This is a genomic window from Glutamicibacter sp., from assembly GCF_050701915.1.
In the GTDB taxonomy this organism is placed as follows: Bacteria; Actinomycetota; Actinomycetes; order Actinomycetales; family Micrococcaceae; genus Glutamicibacter.
In genome coordinates, this window is sequence record NZ_JBOGEG010000016.1 from 1 (window position 1) to 20,004 (window position 20,004).

Consider the following 20,004-nt stretch of genomic DNA (forward strand, 5'->3'; position numbering starts at 1 on the left):
GTTCCGGGGCGGGGCCGGCACGCTCCTACGCGTGCGGGCCCGGCCCCGAAGCCTTCCCTGGCTCTGGACTGCGGGAATTATTGAATCATTGTCCCGTCAGGGGAAATCGCATACCAGACCCCGCCTACTCCGTGGCCGGCGGTATCTCCGGGCTTGGCATCCTGGGCGAAGGTATACAGCGGCATGCCGTTGAGCGTCAGCTGCATTTCTCCCTCGGGGCTTTCTATGACGTCCACGTCACCGGTGACACCATCCAATGCCGGCTCATCGCTCGTGGTCGTGGCAATCGGCCACTTGGCCAGGCAATCACCGGTGCAAGCGCTGGTCGCTGCGCCCTTCTCATCCTTTGTGAAGTAGTACAGGGTCATGCCTTTGGAATCCACCACGACATCTCCTAGCTCGGTGGAAGCAACACCCAAGTCAGCCCCGGACCCGGTTTCCATTGGGGCTTCGCTGGTGCTTCCGCCTCCGCCCCCATATCCTCCGCCACCGCCGCCGGAACCAGTGCCGCCACCGCATCCGGCCAGCAGCAATGCCGCTGAGAACACGGCGGCCGTTGAAACCGCAACTCTCTTGCTGTTCTTGTTACCCATGGTCCGTTCCTTTCCTCGTGCAGGCTGAACCGCGTCCCAGGGGAGCGTGCTTACCGCGCCCTCACCCTATAAGACGCAGGGAATCGTGCCCGGGTTCACTTTTCATGGAATTTCTTATTCATACTTGGGCCATGGTTGAACCATTTGCCGCTCGGCTACGTCTAAGGAAGTGAAGCCTTGGATCACAGGAAACCTGATGGAACGAAGGTGCCCTTGGATGCGCAGGTAGTCTCCGATATCTACCGCGAGCACGGCGATGCCCTGCGGCGTTTCGCCATGCGAGTGGCACGCAGCCCAGAGGAGGCCGATGACGTGGTGCAGGAAACGGTGCTTCGTGTCTGGAAGGCCGCTCCGGACGTGACCGGTTCACTGCGCAGCTACCTCTTTGCCACGGCACGCAATGTCATCATTGACCGGCACCGACGAGCCGCCGCGAGGATCTCGGCAATTCCCCTGGGAGAAGTCGATCCCGAGTCCAACGGTTCGGCTGCCGGCATCGCCGAGGCCCTGGACCGGATCCTGATGGAGGAGGCGCTGATGCGTTTGAGCCTGGAGCATCGGCAGGTGGTAGTCCATCTGCATTACTTCGGTTCCACCGTGGCCCAAACGGCACTGGAGCTGCAGATCCCGGAGGGAACCGTGAAGTCCCGCGCCTACTATGCTCTGCGCTCGTTGCGCGAGATCCTGGTCGAGATGGGAGTGGAACAGTGAACGAGCACCTCGAACTCGGCACATATCTGCTTGGCGGGTTGGCTCCCGGAGAGCAAGCAGCATTTGAAGCGCACCTCTCCGGGTGCCAGCAATGCCAGCTGGATTCGCAGCAATTAGCCGCAGTGGGCCAACGGCTGCGCACTATGGACCGGGCAACCGCCCACGCCCTGCTCGCGGCTCGCCCTGCGGATCGGCAGTCTGCTGCCCCGGCCCGATCGATGGGGGACTTGAGGGTCCGGCGGCGCAACCGGCGGATCGCGCAGGGCGCCGGCTTCACCGCGGCCGTCGCGGCTTCGGTCGCACTGGGGCTCGGGCTATCGCCCGTGCTGTTTCCTTCGCAGGTACCGGAACCGGATGCCAGCTACGAGGTGCAAAGCAGCACCGGCGCGCAGGTGGCCTTGGGGCTGAACGCCAAGGCATGGGGCACCGAAGTGAATTTCAATGGCCACGACCTGCCCACCGATGGCAAGCTCTCGCTATGGGTGCTGGATGCGGCAGGAAGTGCCGACCAGGCCGGAGCCTGGCAGGCCACCGCTACGGGCCAGACGCAAATGACCGGTGCTGTGCCAGTGATGCTGCACGACATTTCGGCCATCCAGCTGCGCGATGCCGGCTCAACGGTGCTGGCCGAGGTTCCGCTGCCCCAGCATGGCACTTCCTAGCCCAGGAGCATCACGCGCGGATCCCTACCACGGCGAGGGCTCGTAATCCTTGAGGAAGCACCCGTACAAGTCAATGCCGCGCTCCCCGTCAACGATGGGCTGGTACACCCGGGCGGCGCCATCGATCAGGTCCAATGGGGCATGCCACCCGGCGGCGGCTTTGCGGACCTTCGCCTCATGCGGGCGTTCATCGGTAATCCAGCCGGTGTCCACTGCGGTCATGAGAATGCTGTCGGTGTTCAGCATTTCTTCCGCGCTGGTGCGGGTGAGCATGTTCAGCGAGGCCTTGGCCATATTCGTGTGCGGGTGCCCGGCTCCCTTGTAGCGGCGGGAGAACTGGCCTTCCATTGCTGAAACGTTCACGATGTACTTGCGCCGCGCCTGGCTGGCGGCCAATGCCGGGCGCAGGCGTGAAGCCAGCAAGAACGGGGCGGTGACATTGCACAACTGCACTTCCAGCATTTCCAGGGCGTCAACATCGCCTAGGATCTGGGTCCAGGAATTCTCCGTCACCACGTCCGGGATCAGGCCGCCCGCGTCGATTGCGGTTCCCGCTGCCATGCGTTCCAGCGATGCGGAGCCTGCGCGCATGGCCAACTCTGCCAGTTGCTGCGCATCGAAGCTTCCCGAAGTTGCCGGGGCCAGCAGGGCCGTTTGTTCCAAGCGGAAGGCACTGGCCAGGGCCCTGGGATGCGCAGCCGGCGGGTTCGCTTCTCCCCACAGCTCTGGTCCCCCGTTGCAGGCCAGCAATTCAGCTGCCAAGGGCTGGCGCTCGGATTCGATCAGATGCTGGTAAGAGTTGGCGGTACGCCGCACGGTCTGTGCCGCATTATTGATCAGAATATCCAGCGGGCCTTCGGCAGCGACGCGGTCTGCCAGGGAGATGACCTGGGCTGGGTCGCGCAGGTCGATACCGGCAATGCGCAGCCGGTGCATCCATTCGGCACTGTCCTCCACGGCCGCGAAGCGTCGTGCGGCGTCCTTGGGGAAACGCGTGGTGATGGTGGTGTGGGCGCCATCGCGCAGCAGACGCAGCGCGATGTGCATGCCAATTTTGGCTCGTCCGCCGGTCAGCAATGCGCGCTTTCCGCTCAGATCCGCGCGTGCATCCCTGCGTTCGCGTCCCGCGGCAGCGCAGTCCGGGCAGAGATAATGGTGAAAGGCATCCACGGTGGTGTAGCGCTTCTTGCAGATGTAGCAGCCACGCGGCTTGCGGAACTCCCCGGCACTTGAGCTGCCAGTTGAGCTGCTCAGATCCAGGCCGAGGGTTTCATCATCCAGCCGATGCGGCGAGCCGGTGGCGGTACGCTCAATCACGGCCCGGTCCGCGGCGCTGATTTCGGCACGCTTTTGGGACTTGCGGTACCGCTTGGCTGCTTTGAACATGTTGCTGGTGGCTCTGCGCACGGCAATATGCCGTTCATCCTCGGGGTCCAGCTGGTGCACCACCGATAAGACCTTCAACGCGGCGGACAGTTCCGCTTCGGTAAACAGTTCGGTTTCTAGTGCCTGCCCGGGCAGCGGTGTCAGTTCAGTCATCTCCCCACCAATTTTACGCGGTGGGTTGCACGCTACTTTCCCCGGGCGAGGTCGGCAAGGGTAGCGATGAGCAGGCGGCGCTCAACCACCTTGATGCGTTCGTGCAGGGTCTGTTCGGTATCGCCCTCCTCGATGGCTACCGCTTCCTGGCGCAGGATCGGACCGGTATCAACCCCGGCATCGGCAATGTGCACGGTGCAGCCGGTAACCTTCACGCCGTAGGCCAGCGCATCGCGCACGCCATGGGCGCCGGGGAAGGACGGCAGCAGCGCAGGGTGGGTGTTGATGTAGGTGCCGTCGAAAGCCTTGATGAATTCTTCACCGACGATGCGCATGAAACCGGAGGAGACAACATAGTCCGGGGCGTAGGACAAGCACTTTTCGGTTAGCGCATGGTTCCATTCGGCACGGTCCGCGAAGTCCTTGAAGTTCACCACGAAGGTCGAGATGCCCGCCTCTGCAGAGCGCTGCACGCCGTAGGTGTCGTGCTTGTCTGCACCGACGGCCGCAATCTCGACGTTTTCCAGCTGGCCGTCGGCCACTGCATCGATGACTGACTGGAGATTAGAACCGGTACCTGAAACCAAAACCACAATGCGCATGAGCTCAATTCTACGGTTCGCCGGTTCCTGCGCTTCAACCCGGACGCAATGTTGCACGGCGTTTCCCTGTGGTTGCCATAATCCCTGCCCCTGCTGCTGCATCGGCCATAGACTGGCCTTCACGGCGGCGTTCGACTTGGAGGTCTTGATGAGCCAGCTAGTTCCCGATGGCAAGGACTGGACCTTTGTCCTGGACACGGTGTGCGAGCAGTGCGCCCACGACGTGCGCAGCATCTCGCCCGGCGATGCCGTTGCCCGGCTTCCGGTGTGCGTAGACCGCTTTATCGAGGTGCTCGGGCGCCCCGATGCGCAGACCCGCACGGACCCTGCGCGCTGGAGCGACCAGGAGTACGTTGCCCACGTAGCCGAAATGCTGCAGGTGATGATCGGGCGCTTCGAATTGATGCTTGAGCACGATGACCCGACATTCCCCAACTGGGACCAGGACCGGGCCGCCGAAGAGGGAAACTACAATTCGCTGCCGGCAGGGCAGGTCGCCGAGCTTTTGCGCCAAAGCGCCGCCCGCTATGCCGCGAAGCTGTCGAGCATCGACCCGGCACAGTATTCCCGCCGCGGCCTGCGCTCGAACGGTGCCGCTTTTACCGTGGAAACCCTGAACCAGTACGCCTGGCATGACGTGGTGCATCATCTGTGGGATCTGGCTCCAGCGAGCAGCTAGCCGCGCCCGACACAAACGAATGGGCTAAATGGCAGGTGTTCTGCCCTTTGGCTAGACTTCTTGGCGTACGCGCGAAAACAGTTCTATGTAAGGAGCCAGGCAGTGATGCCCAAGGCACATCTCGGAAAAATTGCGGTACTGGCTTTCACCGGACTGCTGTGCTTATCTGCGTGTTCTGCCGGGATTCCGGAGGCCGGGGAATCTGATGCCCCGGTCCCATCGGCTGGAGAATACCTGCCGCTTCTGGCGCAACCGCAGAGCGACGAAGACAAGCTTCCAGAGGGATTTGAGGATACCGAATCCTACGATGCGGAAACCCGCCACCTGCTGGCCACCTCGGATTTTGGCAGGCACTATGTCGCCGTGGGCAGCGAAGGACAGTTGTGCATGGTGGCCATTCCAAAGCCGACGGAAGAAGATGGCGATTACGAAATCGCCGGGACCACCTGCCCGACGATGGATTACGTGGTGCAGAACGGTGTTCCGCTCAAGGTCGATGGCGGTGAAAACAGCCTCAAGATCGTCACCTACCTGATGCCTGCTGGCGTTAGCGACGTGACTGTGAAGAACTCCATCTCCGGGCTTCGCGCCGAGCACCCCGAGCTTGAAGCCGAAGATATCCAGGTAGTCGCCGAAAACGATTCGGTGCTGCTGGTGATGGAGGATTCGACCGCCCGAGCACTTGGAACGATCACCATCAACCGTCCTGGCGGCGATCCGCTGGTTTTGGCCAGTCTGACCTAGAACAACAGCGGCAAGCCTCTAGCCTTCGAGTACCGGGTCGGTCTCGAACAGCGGGGCAATCAGGTAGCCGATCGCGGTGCCCACACCGATTTGCAGTGCCAGTGCGCCTGCGGTCGCCCACATGTTCGGGCCGATCTCAACCAGTCGCCCAATGGCCAGGGACCCGGATGACAGCCAGGAACCGATCAGGCTCAACAGCCCGCAGACAATGCCGGTGAAGACCGCCAAGGACGCGGTCGATGCCGCCAGCGACAAGGCATTGAACGGAATCCGACGGGCAAACCAGTCTTCGAGGTGGTTCTCGCCCACGCGCAAGAAGTACCAGCCGGCGACAATGCCCGCGGCCACTGGAATCAGCAGGAACAGCCATTGATGCGCCATCTCCCCTGAAGGAAGGGCAGCCAGCATCGGAATCGACGGCAACGGGCCCACCGTGGTTTCAAGGGTGGACAGGGTGCTGCCGGTGCCGATGCTGAAACCGCCACCGCTGATCCAGGACAAGACCCAGAACACTGCATTCGGGACGAAGGAAAGCTGGACCGTAGTCAGCGCGGCCGAACCGATCGGGCCCGGACGCAGCTCCTGCGACACGTTAGCGACGTCGGTCCAGTGCACGCCCAGGTTGATGGTCAGCAGCAATCCGGAGATTCCCACGGCCGCAACATAGCCAAGGAACCCGGCCACGATCACATGCCATACGTAGGATCCGGCCCAGCGGCGATGCGGTGAGATCCGCTGAATATAGGCGGCCATGTCAACACCGAAAAGACGAGCCCAGGAGCCGGCTTCGCGGCGCGCACCAATGACCAGGCCCACGAGCGCGATGATCAGCGGAATGAAGGCAGCCGCGATGATATTGACCCGCGCGTGCGAATTATTGGCGAGGAACCCGATGCCGGTACCGATGGCCCCGTAAGCTACGAAGGCGCCGAGCAGCCCTTGCCAGAGCTGGTCGGTGTAGGAGGCGCGGGCGATGCGTCGTCCCGCACGCAAGCAGAACAAGAACGGCAATAGCGATAGTCCCAATGGGATCAGCGTGACCCATCCAGTCACCGAACTGGGGTCCGCCTCGGGTCCGAGATTCAAGAGCTCCACTGGCACGCCGTGGATGAGCAGCCAAATGAGCCCGCCGAACTGCAAGATGGCCTCAAACGAGTCTTCGAGGAAGCCGCCGCTGAAATAGACGGCGACCAGCGGCAGCGTGATCAGGGCAAGGCAAAAGACCACGGATTGCAGTATCTCGAAGACCCCCTGCAACGCCAGGGGCATTGGCCAGCCGTTGCGCAGGCGCAACATCACTGCCTTCATGGGTTTCTTTTCGCGGCTCATCATCTTCAATGTTGCCATCATTGGCGCCGACCGACCTCGATCGACGCGCAATGATGACCTGAAGGGTTGCCTAGAACACCGGGTTAGTAGCTGTCCGGTGCAGCGCTTTGGGCCTCAGAACTGAAGCTTGCAGCCAGTGTTTCGGTGGCACGTGCCAGCAGTGCCACGTCGGCGCCCACGCCCACGTAGTCCGCGCCGGCGGCCATGTATTCGCGGGCGCTCTTCTGGTCGAAGGCGTTGACCCCGGCATACTTGCCTGCGGCCTTGGCAGCATTGATGGACTTGATCACCGCGGCGACCACGTCTGGGTGGCTCTGCTGGCCAATGACGCCCATGGAGGCGGCCAGGTCCGATGGACCGATGAAAATACCGTCAACACCTTCGGTGGCAACGATTTCCTCGACGTTCCGCACCGCTTCATCCGCTTCGATTTGAACCATGATGGTGATGGTTTCATCAGCGCGGGTCAGGTACTCGGGGATGCGGTTCCAACGGGCCGAGCGGGCCAGGGCGGAACCGACACCGCGTACGCCCTTGGGCGGGTACTGGCAGGAGGCCACGGCAGCGGCAGCTTGCTGGGCATCATTGACCATTGGGATGATCAGCGATTGCACGCCCAGATCCAGGAACTGCTTGATGACCACCGGATCGTTGACCGCAGGGCGGACCACTGGAACTACCGGGTAGCTCCGGACAGCTTGCAGCTGGGCCAAGATGTTCTGCAGGTCGTTGGGCGAGTGCTCGCCATCGATGAACAGCCAATCGAACCCTGCACCTGCGCAGATCTCAGCGATCAGCGGGGAGGCCGAACATACCCAGATACCTGCCAACGAGTGGTCGGCGTCCTTGAGCGCGTCTTTCAGCGACGGATCTGCTTCTACTCGAAATGACATGTGACAGTTCCTAGCGGTCCGTAATCAGCAAAGACGGTATCCCCTGCATTGACCCACATTGGACGGGAGAAGGATCCGGCCAGGATGATTTCCCCGGCCTTGAGCTTGTCGCCGTGCGGGGCAATCTTGTTGGCCAGCCAGTACACGCCAGCGGCAGGGTGGTTCAGCACACCGGCTGCGACGCCGGTTTCTTCAACGGTCTGGTTCTTGAACAAGATCCCGGAGACCCAGCGCAAATCGACGTTTTCGGGCTTGACCGGATTGCCGCCGATCACCATGGCACCCATGGCGGCGTTGTCACTGATGGTATCCACAATTGTGCGGCCTTCCATCTCCACGCGGGCATCGAGGATTTCCAGAGCAGGGATGACGTATTCAGTAGCCTCGAGTACATCGAAAATGTTCGCCCTTGGACCTTCGATGTCCTTCTTGAGTTTGAAGGCCAGCTCCATCTCCACGCGGGCGCCGGTGAAGTCTTCCCACTTCAGCTTCGCGCCGGAATCGTAGACCATGTCATCAAAGATGATTCCGTAGTCAGGCTCCGTGATTCCGGTAGCCATCTGCATGGCGCGGGAAGTCAGCCCAATCTTGCGGCCTACCAGCACCCGGCCAGCAGCTTCGGAACGCTGGCGCCACAGGTTCTGGACCCGGTAGGAATCTTCTACCGTCATTTCTGGATAACGTGCGGTCAAACGCGGCACGGGAGTCCGTGTCTCGCCGGCCTGGACCAGCTCATCGGCAATGGCCGTGATTGTTTCCTCGGATAGCATCGACGGCTACACCTTTCACTACTGTTCAAACCTCTTGGAGCTGCCATCATCTCGAAGAGATGACTTAGCTCACGGTTCTTGATCGTACCGAGGTTCGAGATTGATGGCACATCGTACTAACATTTTGCTCCACATTCATGGCCGTTCGAGCTCCCATGCGCAAAAAAGAAATGATCCCACCACCATGCAACCCGGTGCGGGTACATGGTGGTGGGATCAACACGGCGGAACAGAACGCCTCAGGATCCGGACTTGAGGTTTGCCAGCAACGCTTCGAATGGCAATGAGGAGAGTTCATCGTCAGGATCGGCGAATTCGCTGACCGAAGGGGCGATGGAACGGGTATCCCCCAAATCCGCGTCAGCGGATAACTCCCCTTCGTCCAGGGACAGCACCAGGACGACTTCTTGCGCAACCCTGCGAGCGCGATCGGCCAGTGTGCCAGACAGTCCCTGCCCACCGAAGTCTTCCGAAGCCGCAAAAACCGTTGTCGGCATGATTTGCGCCCTGAGGTAGGAGAAGATCGGGCGCATGGCATAGTCAACCGCGAGCTGGTGCCGCTGGGTTCCCGCGGTGGCGGCTAGCACGACCGGCTTACCGTTTAGCGATTTAGGGTCCAGAATATCGAGGAAGGACTTGAACAGACCTGAGACTGACGCTGTGAAGACCGGGGTAACGGCCACGAGCACGTCAGCATTCACCACCGCGTCGATAACTTTTTGCAGGCCTGGGGCGGCAAAACCGGTGAGCATATTATTGGTGATCTCACCAGCATGCTCACGCAGTTCGATATTGCTCACGTCGGCCTGCACCCCCGCGGAAGCCAGCTGCGTGGCAATATTCTGTCCGATTTGCTGACCCAGCAGCGAGGAGCTCGACGGAGTTCCCAGCCCACCGCTAATGACGACTACTGACTTGCTCACGATTCCTGACCTTCCACTATTTATATGCGTATGCATGTATCAACAGCAGGGGCGCCAGGTGTATTCCCGGCATTGGAAGATCTTTTTCGATTCGCCGGCCAAGGTCGGTTTTTCACTATTGTGACGGTCGCAAATTTATTGATAATATCTGCCTATGAGCAATTCGAAGCCACAGACCGAGAACCAGCGCGCAATTGAAGATGGCGTCCGCACTGACTTCAAGAACACGATGTCCTACGGTAGCTACCTTGATCTGGAACGCATCCTGTCCGCGCAGCATCCGGTCAGCGTTCCCGAGCACCACGATGAAATGCTCTTCATCATCCAGCACCAGACCAGCGAACTGTGGCTCAAGCTCATGCTCCATGAACTCCTCGAAGCTCGCCGCCTGCTGGGCCTCGATGACTTCGGCAAGGCACTGAAATGCCTTGCCCGTGTAAAGCACATCCAAAAAACCCTGACCGAACAGTGGTCGGTCCTGGCTACCCTGACGCCGCGCGAATACGCACAGTTCCGCGGCTTCCTCGGTTCGTCCTCCGGGTTCCAGTCTTTCCAGTACCGCGCCGTCGAATTCATCCTGGGCAACAAGCATGACGGCATGCTCAAGGTCCACGAGGCAGATCCAAAGGCCCACGAACTACTGTCCAAGCTGCTTCACGAGCCAGGTCTCTACGATGTCTTCCTCGCGGCTCTGGCCCGCCACGGTTACGACATTCCCGAAGAGGTGCTTTCACGGGACTTCACCAAGCCTTGGGCATTCCAGGAGGCACTGGTGCCAGTGTTCAAGGACATCTACGAGTCGGAGGACACCCGCTGGGGCTTCTACCAGGCCTGCGAGGACTTGGTAGATGTCGAGGACAACTTCCAGGCATGGCGCTTCCGCCACATGCGCGTTGTCCAGCGCACCATTGGCTTCAAGCGTGGCACCGGAGGTTCCTCGGGCGTTGACTTCCTCAAGCGCGCCCTGGATCTGACCTTTTTCCCAGAGCTGTTCGCGGTGCGTACCGAAATTGGCAAGTAACACCTCCCTCACGGCGCTGAGCCTCGATGATTTCGAGGCGAGAAGCGGAAGCGCCACATCGATTATCCGCACGATTACCGGCCTTTATATACGGCACGAGAAAACACCGGTGGCGCGCACCCAGATAGTGGAGCTGGCCCGTGCTGCCGGAGTTTCGGTCCCTGCGGCGCAAACCGCCATCTCTCGACTAATTGACCGAGAAGTACTGGAAGCAGCGCAGCCTTCCACCTTGCGCGTTTCGAGCGCCGCGCAACAGATGTTTGAGCGTGGCACCAGAAGAATATTCACCCCACGTCAAATGTCGGGCACCGACCCCTGGTGCCTGGTGGCCTACTCGCTGCCGGAGACCTTGCGCTCATTGCGCCACCAGGTTCGCAAGAATTTCCTGCAGCTTGGCGGAGGCATGCTCGGATCCGGGTTATGGATTTTCCCTGAGTACTTGCGCGAGGAAGTCTCGGCGGTGCTCAGCGCCTTGGGCGCCAGGGAACATGCGACGCTTTTCACCGCCCAGCAACCGCACTTCCCCGGAACACCGCAGCAGGCTGCCGGGCAGTGGTGGGATCTTGAGCGCCTGGGCACGTTGCATCTAGCCTTCTTGGAGAGCACCGAGTCCTTCGATTCCAGCGACACTGCTCCGCCCAGCGCTTATCGGGGGTACGTCAAGATGGTCGATTCATGGCGCGCCCTTCCCTACCTTGACCCCGGTTTACCGGGGTTCATGTTGCCCGCGCATTGGCCCGGCGATGAAAGTCGAGAACGCTTCTTGGCACTGTCCACCGCATTCCAGGAACCAGCCTTGCTCTTCGCACGCTCGCTTCTGGCTTCCTAGCTCCAGACTGGTTCGTCTTCTCCATACGGCGCAGGCGGATCGGCGTAGTCCAGTGCTTGGCCTGCCAGGCTGAAAGGCGGCGGGACATATTCAAGAGTCCCGTAAGCGCTATCCATTCGCTTCAGCCGCACGCCACTGTCGAATTGAGCGGGTTGTTGCGTGGCGTCGAATGCGAACAGGGCATGAGCCGTCCGAGCCAAGGAGAATCGCACCGACCCGGTACGTCCTTGGGCGCTGCGGGCACGAACCAAGGCGATAATGGCAGCAGCGAGCCCGTAACCGGTGGCGTGATCCAGGGCCTGCACCGGCAGAGCGCCCGGAGATTGCCCGTTGCCACGGTAGACCTGTGAAATGCCGGTGGCGGCTTGCACGATGCTGTCGAACCCGCGCCGCTGGGCCCAAGGCCCTGAAAAGCCCCACGCACCTAATTCAGCAACAATGAGCTCCGGGTACCGCTGGGCTAATTCATTCTCGCCAAGCCCTGCCCTGGCCAAGGCCCCGGGGCGATAGCCCAGGATGACGGCATCAGCATCCTGCAGCAGTTCGTGAATCCGCGCCTGCCCCGATGCGCTTTTCAAATCCAGCAGCGTGCTGCGCTTGCCGAATCCGGTATCAACATATTGCCAAGGCAATTCGGGGAGTAGCGGCCCGTCCACGCGCAAGACCTGGGCGCCAAGGGCGGCGAGCGTTCTGGTTGCGGTGGGGCCGGCGATAACCCGTGTGAGGTCCAAGACCTTCAACCCGTGAAGCGGCATTCCTGCGCGCGGTTCAAATTTCCAGACCGGGGCCGAACCTATTGGGCGCATGCGAAATTGTGCCCAGTGCCCGCTGCCGGCCACCTTGCCTTCGGCTGAGCTGAGCCACTGTTGACGTGATCGCACCTGCGCGGCAATTCCCCCAGCTGCAACGATGCGTTCTTGGGCATCGTGGGCTGAAAGGCTTGCCAGCGCATCTGCAACTTTGATCCCCGCAGATGCTCCCAACGCGGATTTGAGCGAGTGCTCGTGATGAGGGTAATTCGCGTGGGTTCTGATCCAGCCATCGGCAGTTCGGTAAAATCCCGAATATGGAGCAAAACCTTGCGTTTTCTCCCCAGCAATGCGCAAGTGAGCAGAGGACGCGAAAGCAGCTGCGATATCCGGCGTCTCCGATGCCAGCCACGGTGACGAAGCGGCAAGGGCATTAAGCGCGGTGCAAACCAAGCCAACGGATCGCGCTGCGAGCTTCTCCACATTCAAGGGACCAGCCCACCAGACCGCGGGCCCGGTAATAGGGCAGTTGCCAGCCGCCTCGAGCAATCGGTGCGCAATGAACCCTGATCCCAGGATGTTCTCTACCGCCACGCGCTCATCTTCGGAATGTCGCATGCGCCCCAGCCTATACCTGGATATTCACCACTACGGTGCAGGCAGCTCCAAAACAGGAAACCCGCGTCGCGTAAAAAATACGCGACGCGGGTTTTCTGAAGCTCTGCGAAATTAGTTCGCTGGAACGTTCAGGGTCTGCCCAACCATGATCAGGTCTGGGTTGGTCAGCTGGTCGTCGTTCAAGACGAACAGGCCGCGCCAGTCCTTGACGCCAAGCTGGTCGGCAATCTTGGCCAAGGTATCACCTGACTTGACGGTGTAGTCCTTGCCCGAATCGCTCACGTCAATGTTGAACACTGGTGCCTTTGGAGCCGGAGCAGCGTGCTTTGGAGCCGCCTGCTGCTTAGGAGCCTGCTTCTGAACCGGAGCGGTCTGCTGCTTTGGCGCTGCCTGCTGCTTCGGTGCTGCCTGCTGCTTAGGTGCTGCCTGCTGCTTTGGCGCTGCCTGCTTCTGAGGAGTCGCGGAACCCGAAGGGGTACCGCTAATGCCCAGCTTTGCAGTACATGCTGGCCATGCGCCCCAACCCTGAGATGCCTGGACCTTGGTTGCAATGCGGATCTGCTCGGCCTTCGAGGCCTGGTGCGGCATGCCCGAGCCGCCAAACGCCTTCCAGGTGGACAGCGAGAACTGCAGGCCGCCGTAGTAGCCATTGCCGGTGTTGATCGACCAGTTGCCACCGGACTCGCACTGAGCAAGCTTGTCCCAGGTGCCTGCAGCGTTAGCTGGTGCGGAAGCGGCAACGATTGCGGTGCCGGCAACTGCAACGGCGGCCAGCGAGGCTCCACCGCGACGGATCAAGTTCTTGGTCTTCTGCTGGATCATGATTCTCCAGTTGCTCTTCCCGCGCTCAAGTCTTCCTAGACCATCCTTGTGCACCACTCAGCGTCGCATTTCGACTTTGATTAAATACTGCCCTGGTGAGTGGTTTGGAAGTCCCGGCAGTACCTGTTTCCCCATAACACTGCGAGTGTTATCGAAACGTTATGAACGACCATAACGCACCAACCCACCACCCTCGCAACTCAGGAAACGGTCAGAAACCCCGTAAATACAGGTCACTTGGTTAGAAAAAAGTTTTAAATCTGCTCCGAAATCCACCACGATCCCCATATCAAGCAACGAAAATGTTACTTTCCAAAAGTGGATATTCATCAGCGCACTGTGATATAGCTTGCAATCCGCTCGCGGGTCACGCCCAGCGCCCTCTAAGGTTGCATTCCTGCGTCGCCATAGGTGGAAAAGCTGCGCCCGATACGAACGGCGGAAGGCACTCTGAAGGGGCATTATTTCTCCAGCAGACGCCCGCTTCCTCGCTGCCCTCTCAAGGTATTCCCGGGCAATGGACACACCGCGACGCTCAAACAACAAGTCAACTAAATTGCCCTTAGGTAATGTGTTTCAAGAAGCCAGAGCTGTAGGTTTGATTTCATCAGTCAGACAGGGGAACTCAATGCCAGTAAAAGGCAGCATGACCAAAGACCGATTCATAGAATCCTTGACCTGCTATCCCCGAGCCCTGCGGGAATTCTTTCGCAACGATGGACTAGATGTAGCAGCCTCCCTGTCTTACTTCATGGTCCTTGCCATGTTCCCCGGCTTGTTGGCATTGATCTCGCTCTTGTCCTTGGCAGGTGCCAGCGAAAGCGGCACCAAATGGATCATGGAGCTGCTAGAGCAAAGCCTCGCCCCGAACGGACAATCCGTAAGTGGCGACTCCCAGCAATTGCTCGACACGGCCGAACAGTTGCTCGCAGGTTTGGCATCCCAAGCCAGCGGAACGTTCTGGGCAATCCTCGCCGGTTCACTCGGTGCGTTATGGAGTACATCTGGATACGTCACGGCATTTAGCCGCGCGTTGAACCGGCTTTATGGTGCGCCGGAAGGCCGCCCGCAGTGGAAGCGCCGTCCGCAGATGTTCCTGATTACCGTACTGATTATGCTGGTTGCGGTCGTGACCCTGGTGCTCTTGCTAGCTTCGGGCTCCGTCGCCCGTGGAATCGGCAATATCATTGGCATGGGTGACAGCTTTGTACTCGTGCTAAATATCGCTAAGCCCCCATTGATGCTCGTGATGCTGCTCCTGGTTCTGGCCTTGCTTTACTACTTCACCCCCAACGTCAAGCCAACGAAATTCCGCTGGTTCTCGCCCGGCACCCTGACGGCTCTGGTGATCCTGGGACTGTCGGTCTTCGGCTTCGGTTTTTATGTTTCACAGTTCGCCAGCTACTCCGCCACCTACGGAACCATTGGTGGCGTGATCATCTTGGTTCTTGCTTGCTGGATCAGCAACATCGCTTTGCTCCTCGGAGCCTTGGTGGATATCGAATTCATCCGCCTCCGCCAGCTTCGCACGGGCATGCCTGCCACCGATGATGTACTTCTTCCGCTGCGTGATGACACTTTGGTAGCCAAGCAGGAATTGGCAACTTACAAGGACCTCGTCCAGGCCCAGGAAATCCGTATCAAGCACGGTGGCGACCCACTGCAAGATATGGAAAGGGATCCATCCACCAGGCCAAAGCGCAAGATGAAGCTACTCCCCATGGGGCTGGTTGCCGTGGCGGCTTGGACCGCTAGCCGCGTGAAAACCAAACGCGATCTGCGCAGGGGCTCAGAATAGTCCCAATAAACTCAGCAGTGCCCACCAGAGGCCACCAGAACCCAAAACAAGAATCACCAAAACCCACAATGAGGCAAAGGTCCGCGTAGCCTCGGCGATCAAGTATGCATCGGATTGCGCAATATCCTGGCGTCTCCAGAGATGTACCGAAAGAAGCTTCACAAAGTCCTTAAGGCCAGCCAGCAGCAAGAACCCAGCGATAAGCAAAGCCAGATACAGGTACGCTTCGACAGGTGCAAAGAAGACCACTCCCAATGCCACTACTGCGCTGATAGTGCACACAATAAAGGCCGGCCAATTTCGGACAAAGATCAGCGCCAGCAGGAACAGCAACGCGTAAATTCCTAGCGCCCGCCCGGAATAGCCCGTAGATATCCCCCACAGCATCAAGGCTGAAACCCATATTGGTGCGGGGTACCCGAAAATCCCCGAGACAATGACAGAGATCTTGCCCCGTCCAATACTTCGCACTTCTCCGGAGTGGTCCCAGCCCAACCGCAGGCCAGCCACATATCTACCCGTGAATAAGGCCGCGATGATATGGCCGAGCTCATGAATAAGCGTGGAGTACAAGCCGGTGATACGCCAGACCGGACGGGGTACCACCAATAGCAGGATCACGAACGCAACGATCAGCCACTGCCACTGGTTCAAGGCCACGTTCACCGGCTGCGAGAGCCGCTCCCAGGCCTGGGCAATATCTAGATTCATTCCTGCTCCTAAGTGGCGTTCGGTATTACTCATTCTTGCAAGCCCCACCTAATACCAAGTGGCCGGAGAGTGCATGTCCCGACTTTCTGGGAAACATCACAGGTGACGGGCATAGTCTGCAAAGCGAAACATTTTGCTATATATCTGGAGGAGTCTCATGTCTCGCATCGTTTCAACCGCCTTGGCCACCACCGGTTTAGTGGGCGGATACGCTACCGGTCGTGCCACCAAGAAGCGCCCGCTGGCTGCGGTAGTGCTCGGTATTGCAGGCGCCGGCGCCTTCGTGCTTTGGAAGAAAGATGCTGGAACGGCTAAAGCCATTGCCTTGATCAGCGCCTACCTCGGAGGCTTCGGCGCTTCTCATCCGCTGGCCAAGAAAATCGGTGCGTGGCCAGCGGTGAACTCGGTGACGGCTGGCGTTGCCATTCTCTCGCTCGTTCTTGGCGGTTCCAACAAGAACAAAGAAGAGCTGTCCTAATCGGCATCAGCGAATCTGTCGGGGTCTGGTGCTACGTTGACTAGGTAAGAAACAAGTCAACGAAAGGCTCAGGCCCCGTGTTCTTTCTAGATGATCAGTTCATCTTCTCAGCGAGTGACCTGTCAGTCTCCGTTGACTGCAACTACCAATCCCTGTACCTGCTGGACGTGAAACTCGGCCTGCGTCCCAAGCCTGATACGGCACGAGACGAGATGCTGGAACGTACGGCGGTGCTCGGCGACGCCCATGAGCGGAACGTTCTCAAAGACCTAATAGCTACCTACGGCGATTACGACCCGGAGACGGGAACCGGCGTCAAGCAATTTACTGATCGTCCGCAGATGTCTCCAGCCGGTCTTCGGGCAGCCCACGAAGCGACCATGAATGTGCTTCGCAACGGTGCCGATGTCATTTTCCAGGCCACATTCTTCGATGGGGCTTTCATTGGCTTTGCTGACTTCCTGGTCCGTCAGGAGGACGGCACCTGGGCCGTTTGGGATACCAAGCTCGCCCGCCATGCAAGGGTCAGCGCCCTGCTTCAGATCGCAGCCTACGCGGATCAGATGCTGGCAGAAGGGCTCCCCGTGTCCACCTCGGCAACACTGGTCCTCGGCGACGGGACTCATTCGGTGCATCGGGTTGATGAAGTGCTGCCAGTCTTCCGGGCCCAACGCGAACGATTCTTGAAGATGGTGCAGGAACACCGTGCGACAAACCAGCCAGTTCGGTGGAACTCCGATGAACTGCGCTTATGCGGTCGTTGTGATTATTGCGAAGAGCAGGCTCAGGAAACCCGCGACCTTCTATTGGTCGCTGGCATGTCCATGGTGCAGCGTGAGAAGCTTCGCGCCCGTGGCATTTTCACCATTGACCAGCTCGCCCGGTTGGAGGCTGAACCGGGTACATCCCTGCAACGTGTCGCGGAGCAGGCCAAAATGCAGTTGGGCCTGGCTGAAACAGATGGCAGGGTCCAAGGCGTCTCCTATCGGGTGAAGAACGAAGGCCCGATCTCCTCGTTGCCGCGTCCTGATCAAGGCGACATCTTCTTTGATTTCGAGGGCGACCCGCTCTATCAGGAACCTTCCGACGGCTCCTGGGGCCTGGAATACCTCTTTGGCGTCATCGAATATGACACCGGCGTGCCGGTGTTCAAACCCTTCTGGGCGCATAGCCGTGCCGAAGAACGACAAGCATTCCTGGACTTCATTGCCTATGTCGAAGAACGCCGCCAGCGGTTCCCGCACATGAAGGTCTACCACTATGCACCCTATGAGAAAACTGCCCTGCGCAAGCTCTCGCAGGTGCACATTGCTGGTGAGGACGAAGTCGACCAGTGGCTGCGTGAGAACCTGCTAGTCGATCTCTACGAGACCGTGCGCAATGCCTTGGTGGTTTCCACCCGCTCATACTCCATCAAGAAGCTTGAACCGTTGTACATGGGAGAGCACCTTCGCTCCGGGGATGTCACCGATGCCGGAGCATCGGTGGTCGCTTATGCCCAGTACATGCTGGCGCGGGATTCGATGAACGATGGGGCCGCTGAAGCCATTCTCGAGTCCATTGCCGATTACAACGAGTACGACTGCCTTTCCACCCTGCGCTTGCGAGATTGGCTGCTCTCGCTCAGCGATGAGGCGCCTGGCACTCTGGCGGATATGCCTGAGCCCGGCCCGGCCGGTGACGAATACGAGCCCACAGCCGAAGAGCTTCGGCTGCAAAACTACCTTGCGGACCTTCCCCACGCTCAAGCGCTGAGCGACGATGACCGCGCGATAGCAATGGTCGCCGCTGCTACCGGTTACAACCGCCGTGAAAAGAAGCAGTTCTGGTGGGAGCACTTCGATCGCTTGTCCGCGCCGGTGGATGATTGGAGCGATGCCAGAGGAGTGTTCATTGTGGACACTGCGGAAGTACTCGAAGATTGGCACAAAGCCACGCCTCGGGCGCGCACCTATACGCGTGTGACTAGATTGCAGGGGACCTTGGCGGAAGGTTCCCTGCTCTCCCCCGGCTCATCAGTGTTCGCCATGTTTGATGCTCCGTTGCCTGAAGGTATGGCCGTTGATGACTCCGTGCGCGGTGGCGCATTCAACGCCACGGTAGTCGAGCTCGGAGCGGGCTGGATTACCATCTCGGAGAAATCCAGTGCCAAGGTCCCTGACTATGGTGCGCTTCCTTGTGCATTGACGCCTGATAAGCCGTTGGCGACGATGAGCATCGATGCTGCGCTCAAGGAGATCGCCCAGTTGGTTGGCTCCACCGTGCCTGTACTCCCGGAACGGCCGGGAATCGACATCCTGCGGCGGATTCCGCCACGCCTGAAGACCCTTGCGGCGCCGGTGGAACCAGCCCTGGTTGATGGCCAGGCGCAGATCTATCCTGCCGTGGTTCAGACGTTGAAGGATCTGGATAATTCCTATCTTGCGGTACAGGGTCCTCCGGGGACCGGCAAGACCTTCGTCGCTTCGCATGTGATCCGCGAACTCGTTGATTACGGATGGAAGATTGGTGTGGTTGCCCAGTCCCATGCGGTGGTTGAAAACGTCCTGCGGAAGGCGGTAGATGCCGGGGTCGATCCCGAGGCAGTAGCCAAGGAAGTCAAGCACGATGATCCGGTTCCTTGGGCCGGCACGTCCAAGGATTCCTTGACTGAAGTTCTTCAGGCTTCGGGCGGTGGGCTCATTGGCGGTACTGCCTGGACACTGACCGGTTCGAAGGTTCCTGCAGATAGCCTGGATTTGCTGGTTATCGATGAGGCCGGGCAGTTCTCATTGGCCAATACCTTGGCGGTGTCACGGGCAGCCCGCAATTTGCTGCTGCTCGGTGATCCTCAGCAGTTGCCGCAAGTCACCCAGGGTACTCATCCGCAGCCGGTGGATGAATCGGCGCTGGGCTGGCTTTCCGGTGGCGAACCGGTGCTGCCAACCGAATTGGGCTACTTCTTGGCAGCTTCATGGCGAATGCATCCAGCGCTTTGCGCCAAAGTTTCGGCATTGAGCTATGACCACCAGCTGTTCTCGGCAGACGCCGCCGGGTTGCGGCTGCTCGAAGGCACACCGGCCGGGGTCGAGACGGTGTTCGTTGAACATCGAGGCAATACGGTCAGCAGCGCGGAAGAAGCCGGGACTATTGTCCGATTGGTTCGTGAGCATTTGGGAATGATGTGGAGTCCTGGTGCAGGCAAGCCTGCACGCCCATTGGCCGCCGCTGACATCCTGGTGGTTGCTGCCTACAATGCCCAGGTAAATCTGGTGCGCGATGTCCTCGAAGCTGAAGGGCTGTCGGCGGTCAAGGTGGGAACGGTTGACAAGTTCCAGGGACAGGAAGCACCAATTGTGCTGGTGACCATGGCATGTTCGAGCGCTACCGATGCATCGCGTGGCATAGAATTCCTGCTCAACCGCAATCGCATCAACGTTGCGATTTCCCGTGGCCAATGGAAGGCCATCATCGTGCGTAGCGAAAGGCTCACCGATTACCTGCCCTCCAACCCATCGACGCTCTCGCAGCTCGGTGCATTCATGGCTTTGTAG

At 59.7% G+C, this 20,004-nt stretch carries 19 protein-coding genes; 9 read left to right on the forward strand and 10 right to left on the reverse strand.

The window, feature by feature from the left end:
* Positions 1-77: 77 nt before the first annotated feature.
* Positions 78-593, reverse strand: a complete 516-nt coding sequence (locus tag ACRDT3_RS10770; RefSeq protein WP_431492963.1) for a COG4315 family predicted lipoprotein — start codon at positions 591-593, stop codon at positions 78-80.
* A 207-nt stretch (positions 594-800) separates the two neighbouring features.
* On the opposite strand from ACRDT3_RS10770, the gene ACRDT3_RS10775 reads away from it, so the two are divergent.
* The gene (locus ACRDT3_RS10775; RefSeq protein WP_431493033.1) at positions 801-1,304 is read left to right on the forward strand and encodes a sigma-70 family RNA polymerase sigma factor; all 504 of its coding nucleotides are present in this window, start codon (positions 801-803) and stop codon (positions 1,302-1,304) included.
* Positions 1,301-1,966, forward strand: a complete 666-nt coding sequence (locus tag ACRDT3_RS10780; RefSeq protein ID WP_431492964.1) for a zf-HC2 domain-containing protein — start codon at positions 1,301-1,303, stop codon at positions 1,964-1,966. The genes ACRDT3_RS10775 and ACRDT3_RS10780 overlap by 4 nt, the downstream gene beginning before the upstream one ends.
* A gap of 24 nt (positions 1,967-1,990) precedes the next feature.
* On the opposite strand, the gene ACRDT3_RS10785 is transcribed toward ACRDT3_RS10780, so the two are convergent.
* Together ACRDT3_RS10785 and purN are read right to left on the reverse strand one after the other, a co-directional pair.
* Complete coding sequence (locus ACRDT3_RS10785; RefSeq protein WP_431492965.1) at positions 1,991-3,505, reverse strand: SDR family NAD(P)-dependent oxidoreductase; 1,515 nt, start codon at positions 3,503-3,505, stop codon at positions 1,991-1,993.
* A gap of 32 nt (positions 3,506-3,537) precedes the next feature.
* Positions 3,538-4,107 (reverse strand): phosphoribosylglycinamide formyltransferase, encoded by a 570-nt coding sequence (gene purN, locus ACRDT3_RS10790; RefSeq protein WP_431492966.1) that lies wholly within the window; start codon positions 4,105-4,107, stop codon positions 3,538-3,540.
* A gap of 148 nt (positions 4,108-4,255) precedes the next feature.
* Between purN and ACRDT3_RS10795 the strand changes: the two genes are divergently transcribed.
* Entirely contained in the window at positions 4,256-4,786 is a 531-nt protein-coding gene (locus ACRDT3_RS10795; RefSeq protein WP_431492967.1) for a DinB family protein, read from the forward strand.
* Between the two features lie 105 nt (positions 4,787-4,891).
* The gene (locus ACRDT3_RS10800) at positions 4,892-5,530 is read left to right on the forward strand and encodes a hypothetical protein (protein WP_431492968.1); all 639 of its coding nucleotides are present in this window, start codon (positions 4,892-4,894) and stop codon (positions 5,528-5,530) included.
* 18 nt (positions 5,531-5,548) lie between these two features.
* Here the strand turns inward: ACRDT3_RS10800 and ACRDT3_RS10805 are convergent, their stop codons facing one another.
* The 4 genes from ACRDT3_RS10805 to ACRDT3_RS10820 all read right to left on the reverse strand — a co-directional run bounded on the left by ACRDT3_RS10805 (position 5,549) and on the right by ACRDT3_RS10820 (position 9,445).
* On the reverse strand, positions 5,549-6,838 hold the full coding sequence (locus ACRDT3_RS10805; RefSeq protein WP_431492969.1) for a cell division protein PerM: 1,290 nt from the start codon (positions 6,836-6,838) through the stop codon (positions 5,549-5,551).
* Positions 6,839-6,942: 104 nt separating this feature from the next.
* Positions 6,943-7,752, reverse strand: a complete 810-nt coding sequence (locus tag ACRDT3_RS10810; RefSeq protein WP_431492970.1) for an aldolase/citrate lyase family protein — start codon at positions 7,750-7,752, stop codon at positions 6,943-6,945.
* Complete coding sequence (gene hpaH, locus ACRDT3_RS10815) at positions 7,737-8,522, reverse strand: 2-oxo-hept-4-ene-1,7-dioate hydratase (RefSeq protein WP_431492971.1); 786 nt, start codon at positions 8,520-8,522, stop codon at positions 7,737-7,739. Before hpaH ends, ACRDT3_RS10810 begins: the two co-directional genes overlap by 16 nt.
* Before the next feature lie 239 nt (positions 8,523-8,761).
* Positions 8,762-9,445 (reverse strand): CE1759 family FMN reductase, encoded by a 684-nt coding sequence (locus ACRDT3_RS10820; protein WP_431492972.1) that lies wholly within the window; start codon positions 9,443-9,445, stop codon positions 8,762-8,764.
* Positions 9,446-9,599: 154 nt separating this feature from the next.
* On the opposite strand from ACRDT3_RS10820, the gene kynA reads away from it, so the two are divergent.
* On the forward strand, positions 9,600-10,466 hold the full coding sequence (gene kynA / locus ACRDT3_RS10825; RefSeq protein WP_431492973.1) for a tryptophan 2,3-dioxygenase: 867 nt from the start codon (positions 9,600-9,602) through the stop codon (positions 10,464-10,466).
* A 109-nt stretch (positions 10,467-10,575) separates the two neighbouring features.
* Positions 10,576-11,295: a PaaX family transcriptional regulator gene (locus ACRDT3_RS10830; RefSeq protein ID WP_431492974.1), complete on the forward strand. Its 720-nt coding sequence runs from the start codon at positions 10,576-10,578 to the stop codon at positions 11,293-11,295.
* On the opposite strand, the gene ACRDT3_RS10835 is transcribed toward ACRDT3_RS10830, so the two are convergent.
* Together ACRDT3_RS10835 and ACRDT3_RS10840 are read right to left on the reverse strand one after the other, a co-directional pair.
* On the reverse strand, positions 11,292-12,662 hold the full coding sequence (locus tag ACRDT3_RS10835; RefSeq protein ID WP_431492975.1) for a CoA transferase: 1,371 nt from the start codon (positions 12,660-12,662) through the stop codon (positions 11,292-11,294). The two genes, ACRDT3_RS10830 and ACRDT3_RS10835, sit on opposite strands and share 4 nt — an antisense overlap.
* A gap of 111 nt (positions 12,663-12,773) precedes the next feature.
* Complete coding sequence (locus tag ACRDT3_RS10840) at positions 12,774-13,484, reverse strand: transglycosylase family protein (RefSeq protein ID WP_431492976.1); 711 nt, start codon at positions 13,482-13,484, stop codon at positions 12,774-12,776.
* A gap of 517 nt (positions 13,485-14,001) precedes the next feature.
* On the opposite strand from ACRDT3_RS10840, the gene ACRDT3_RS10845 reads away from it, so the two are divergent.
* Entirely contained in the window at positions 14,002-15,282 is a 1,281-nt protein-coding gene (locus ACRDT3_RS10845) for a YihY/virulence factor BrkB family protein (protein WP_431492977.1), read from the forward strand.
* Here ACRDT3_RS10845 and ACRDT3_RS10850 read toward each other — a convergent pair.
* Positions 15,274-16,026, reverse strand: a complete 753-nt coding sequence (locus ACRDT3_RS10850) for a M50 family metallopeptidase (protein WP_431492978.1) — start codon at positions 16,024-16,026, stop codon at positions 15,274-15,276. The two genes, ACRDT3_RS10845 and ACRDT3_RS10850, sit on opposite strands and share 9 nt — an antisense overlap.
* A gap of 124 nt (positions 16,027-16,150) precedes the next feature.
* Here ACRDT3_RS10850 and ACRDT3_RS10855 point away from each other — a divergent pair, with 124 nt between their 5' ends.
* Both ACRDT3_RS10855 and ACRDT3_RS10860 read left to right on the forward strand, forming a co-directional pair.
* Positions 16,151-16,471, forward strand: coding sequence for a hypothetical protein (locus ACRDT3_RS10855; RefSeq protein ID WP_431492979.1), 321 nt, complete (start codon positions 16,151-16,153; stop codon positions 16,469-16,471).
* 77 nt (positions 16,472-16,548) lie between these two features.
* Complete coding sequence (locus tag ACRDT3_RS10860) at positions 16,549-20,004, forward strand: TM0106 family RecB-like putative nuclease (RefSeq protein ID WP_431492980.1); 3,456 nt, start codon at positions 16,549-16,551, stop codon at positions 20,002-20,004.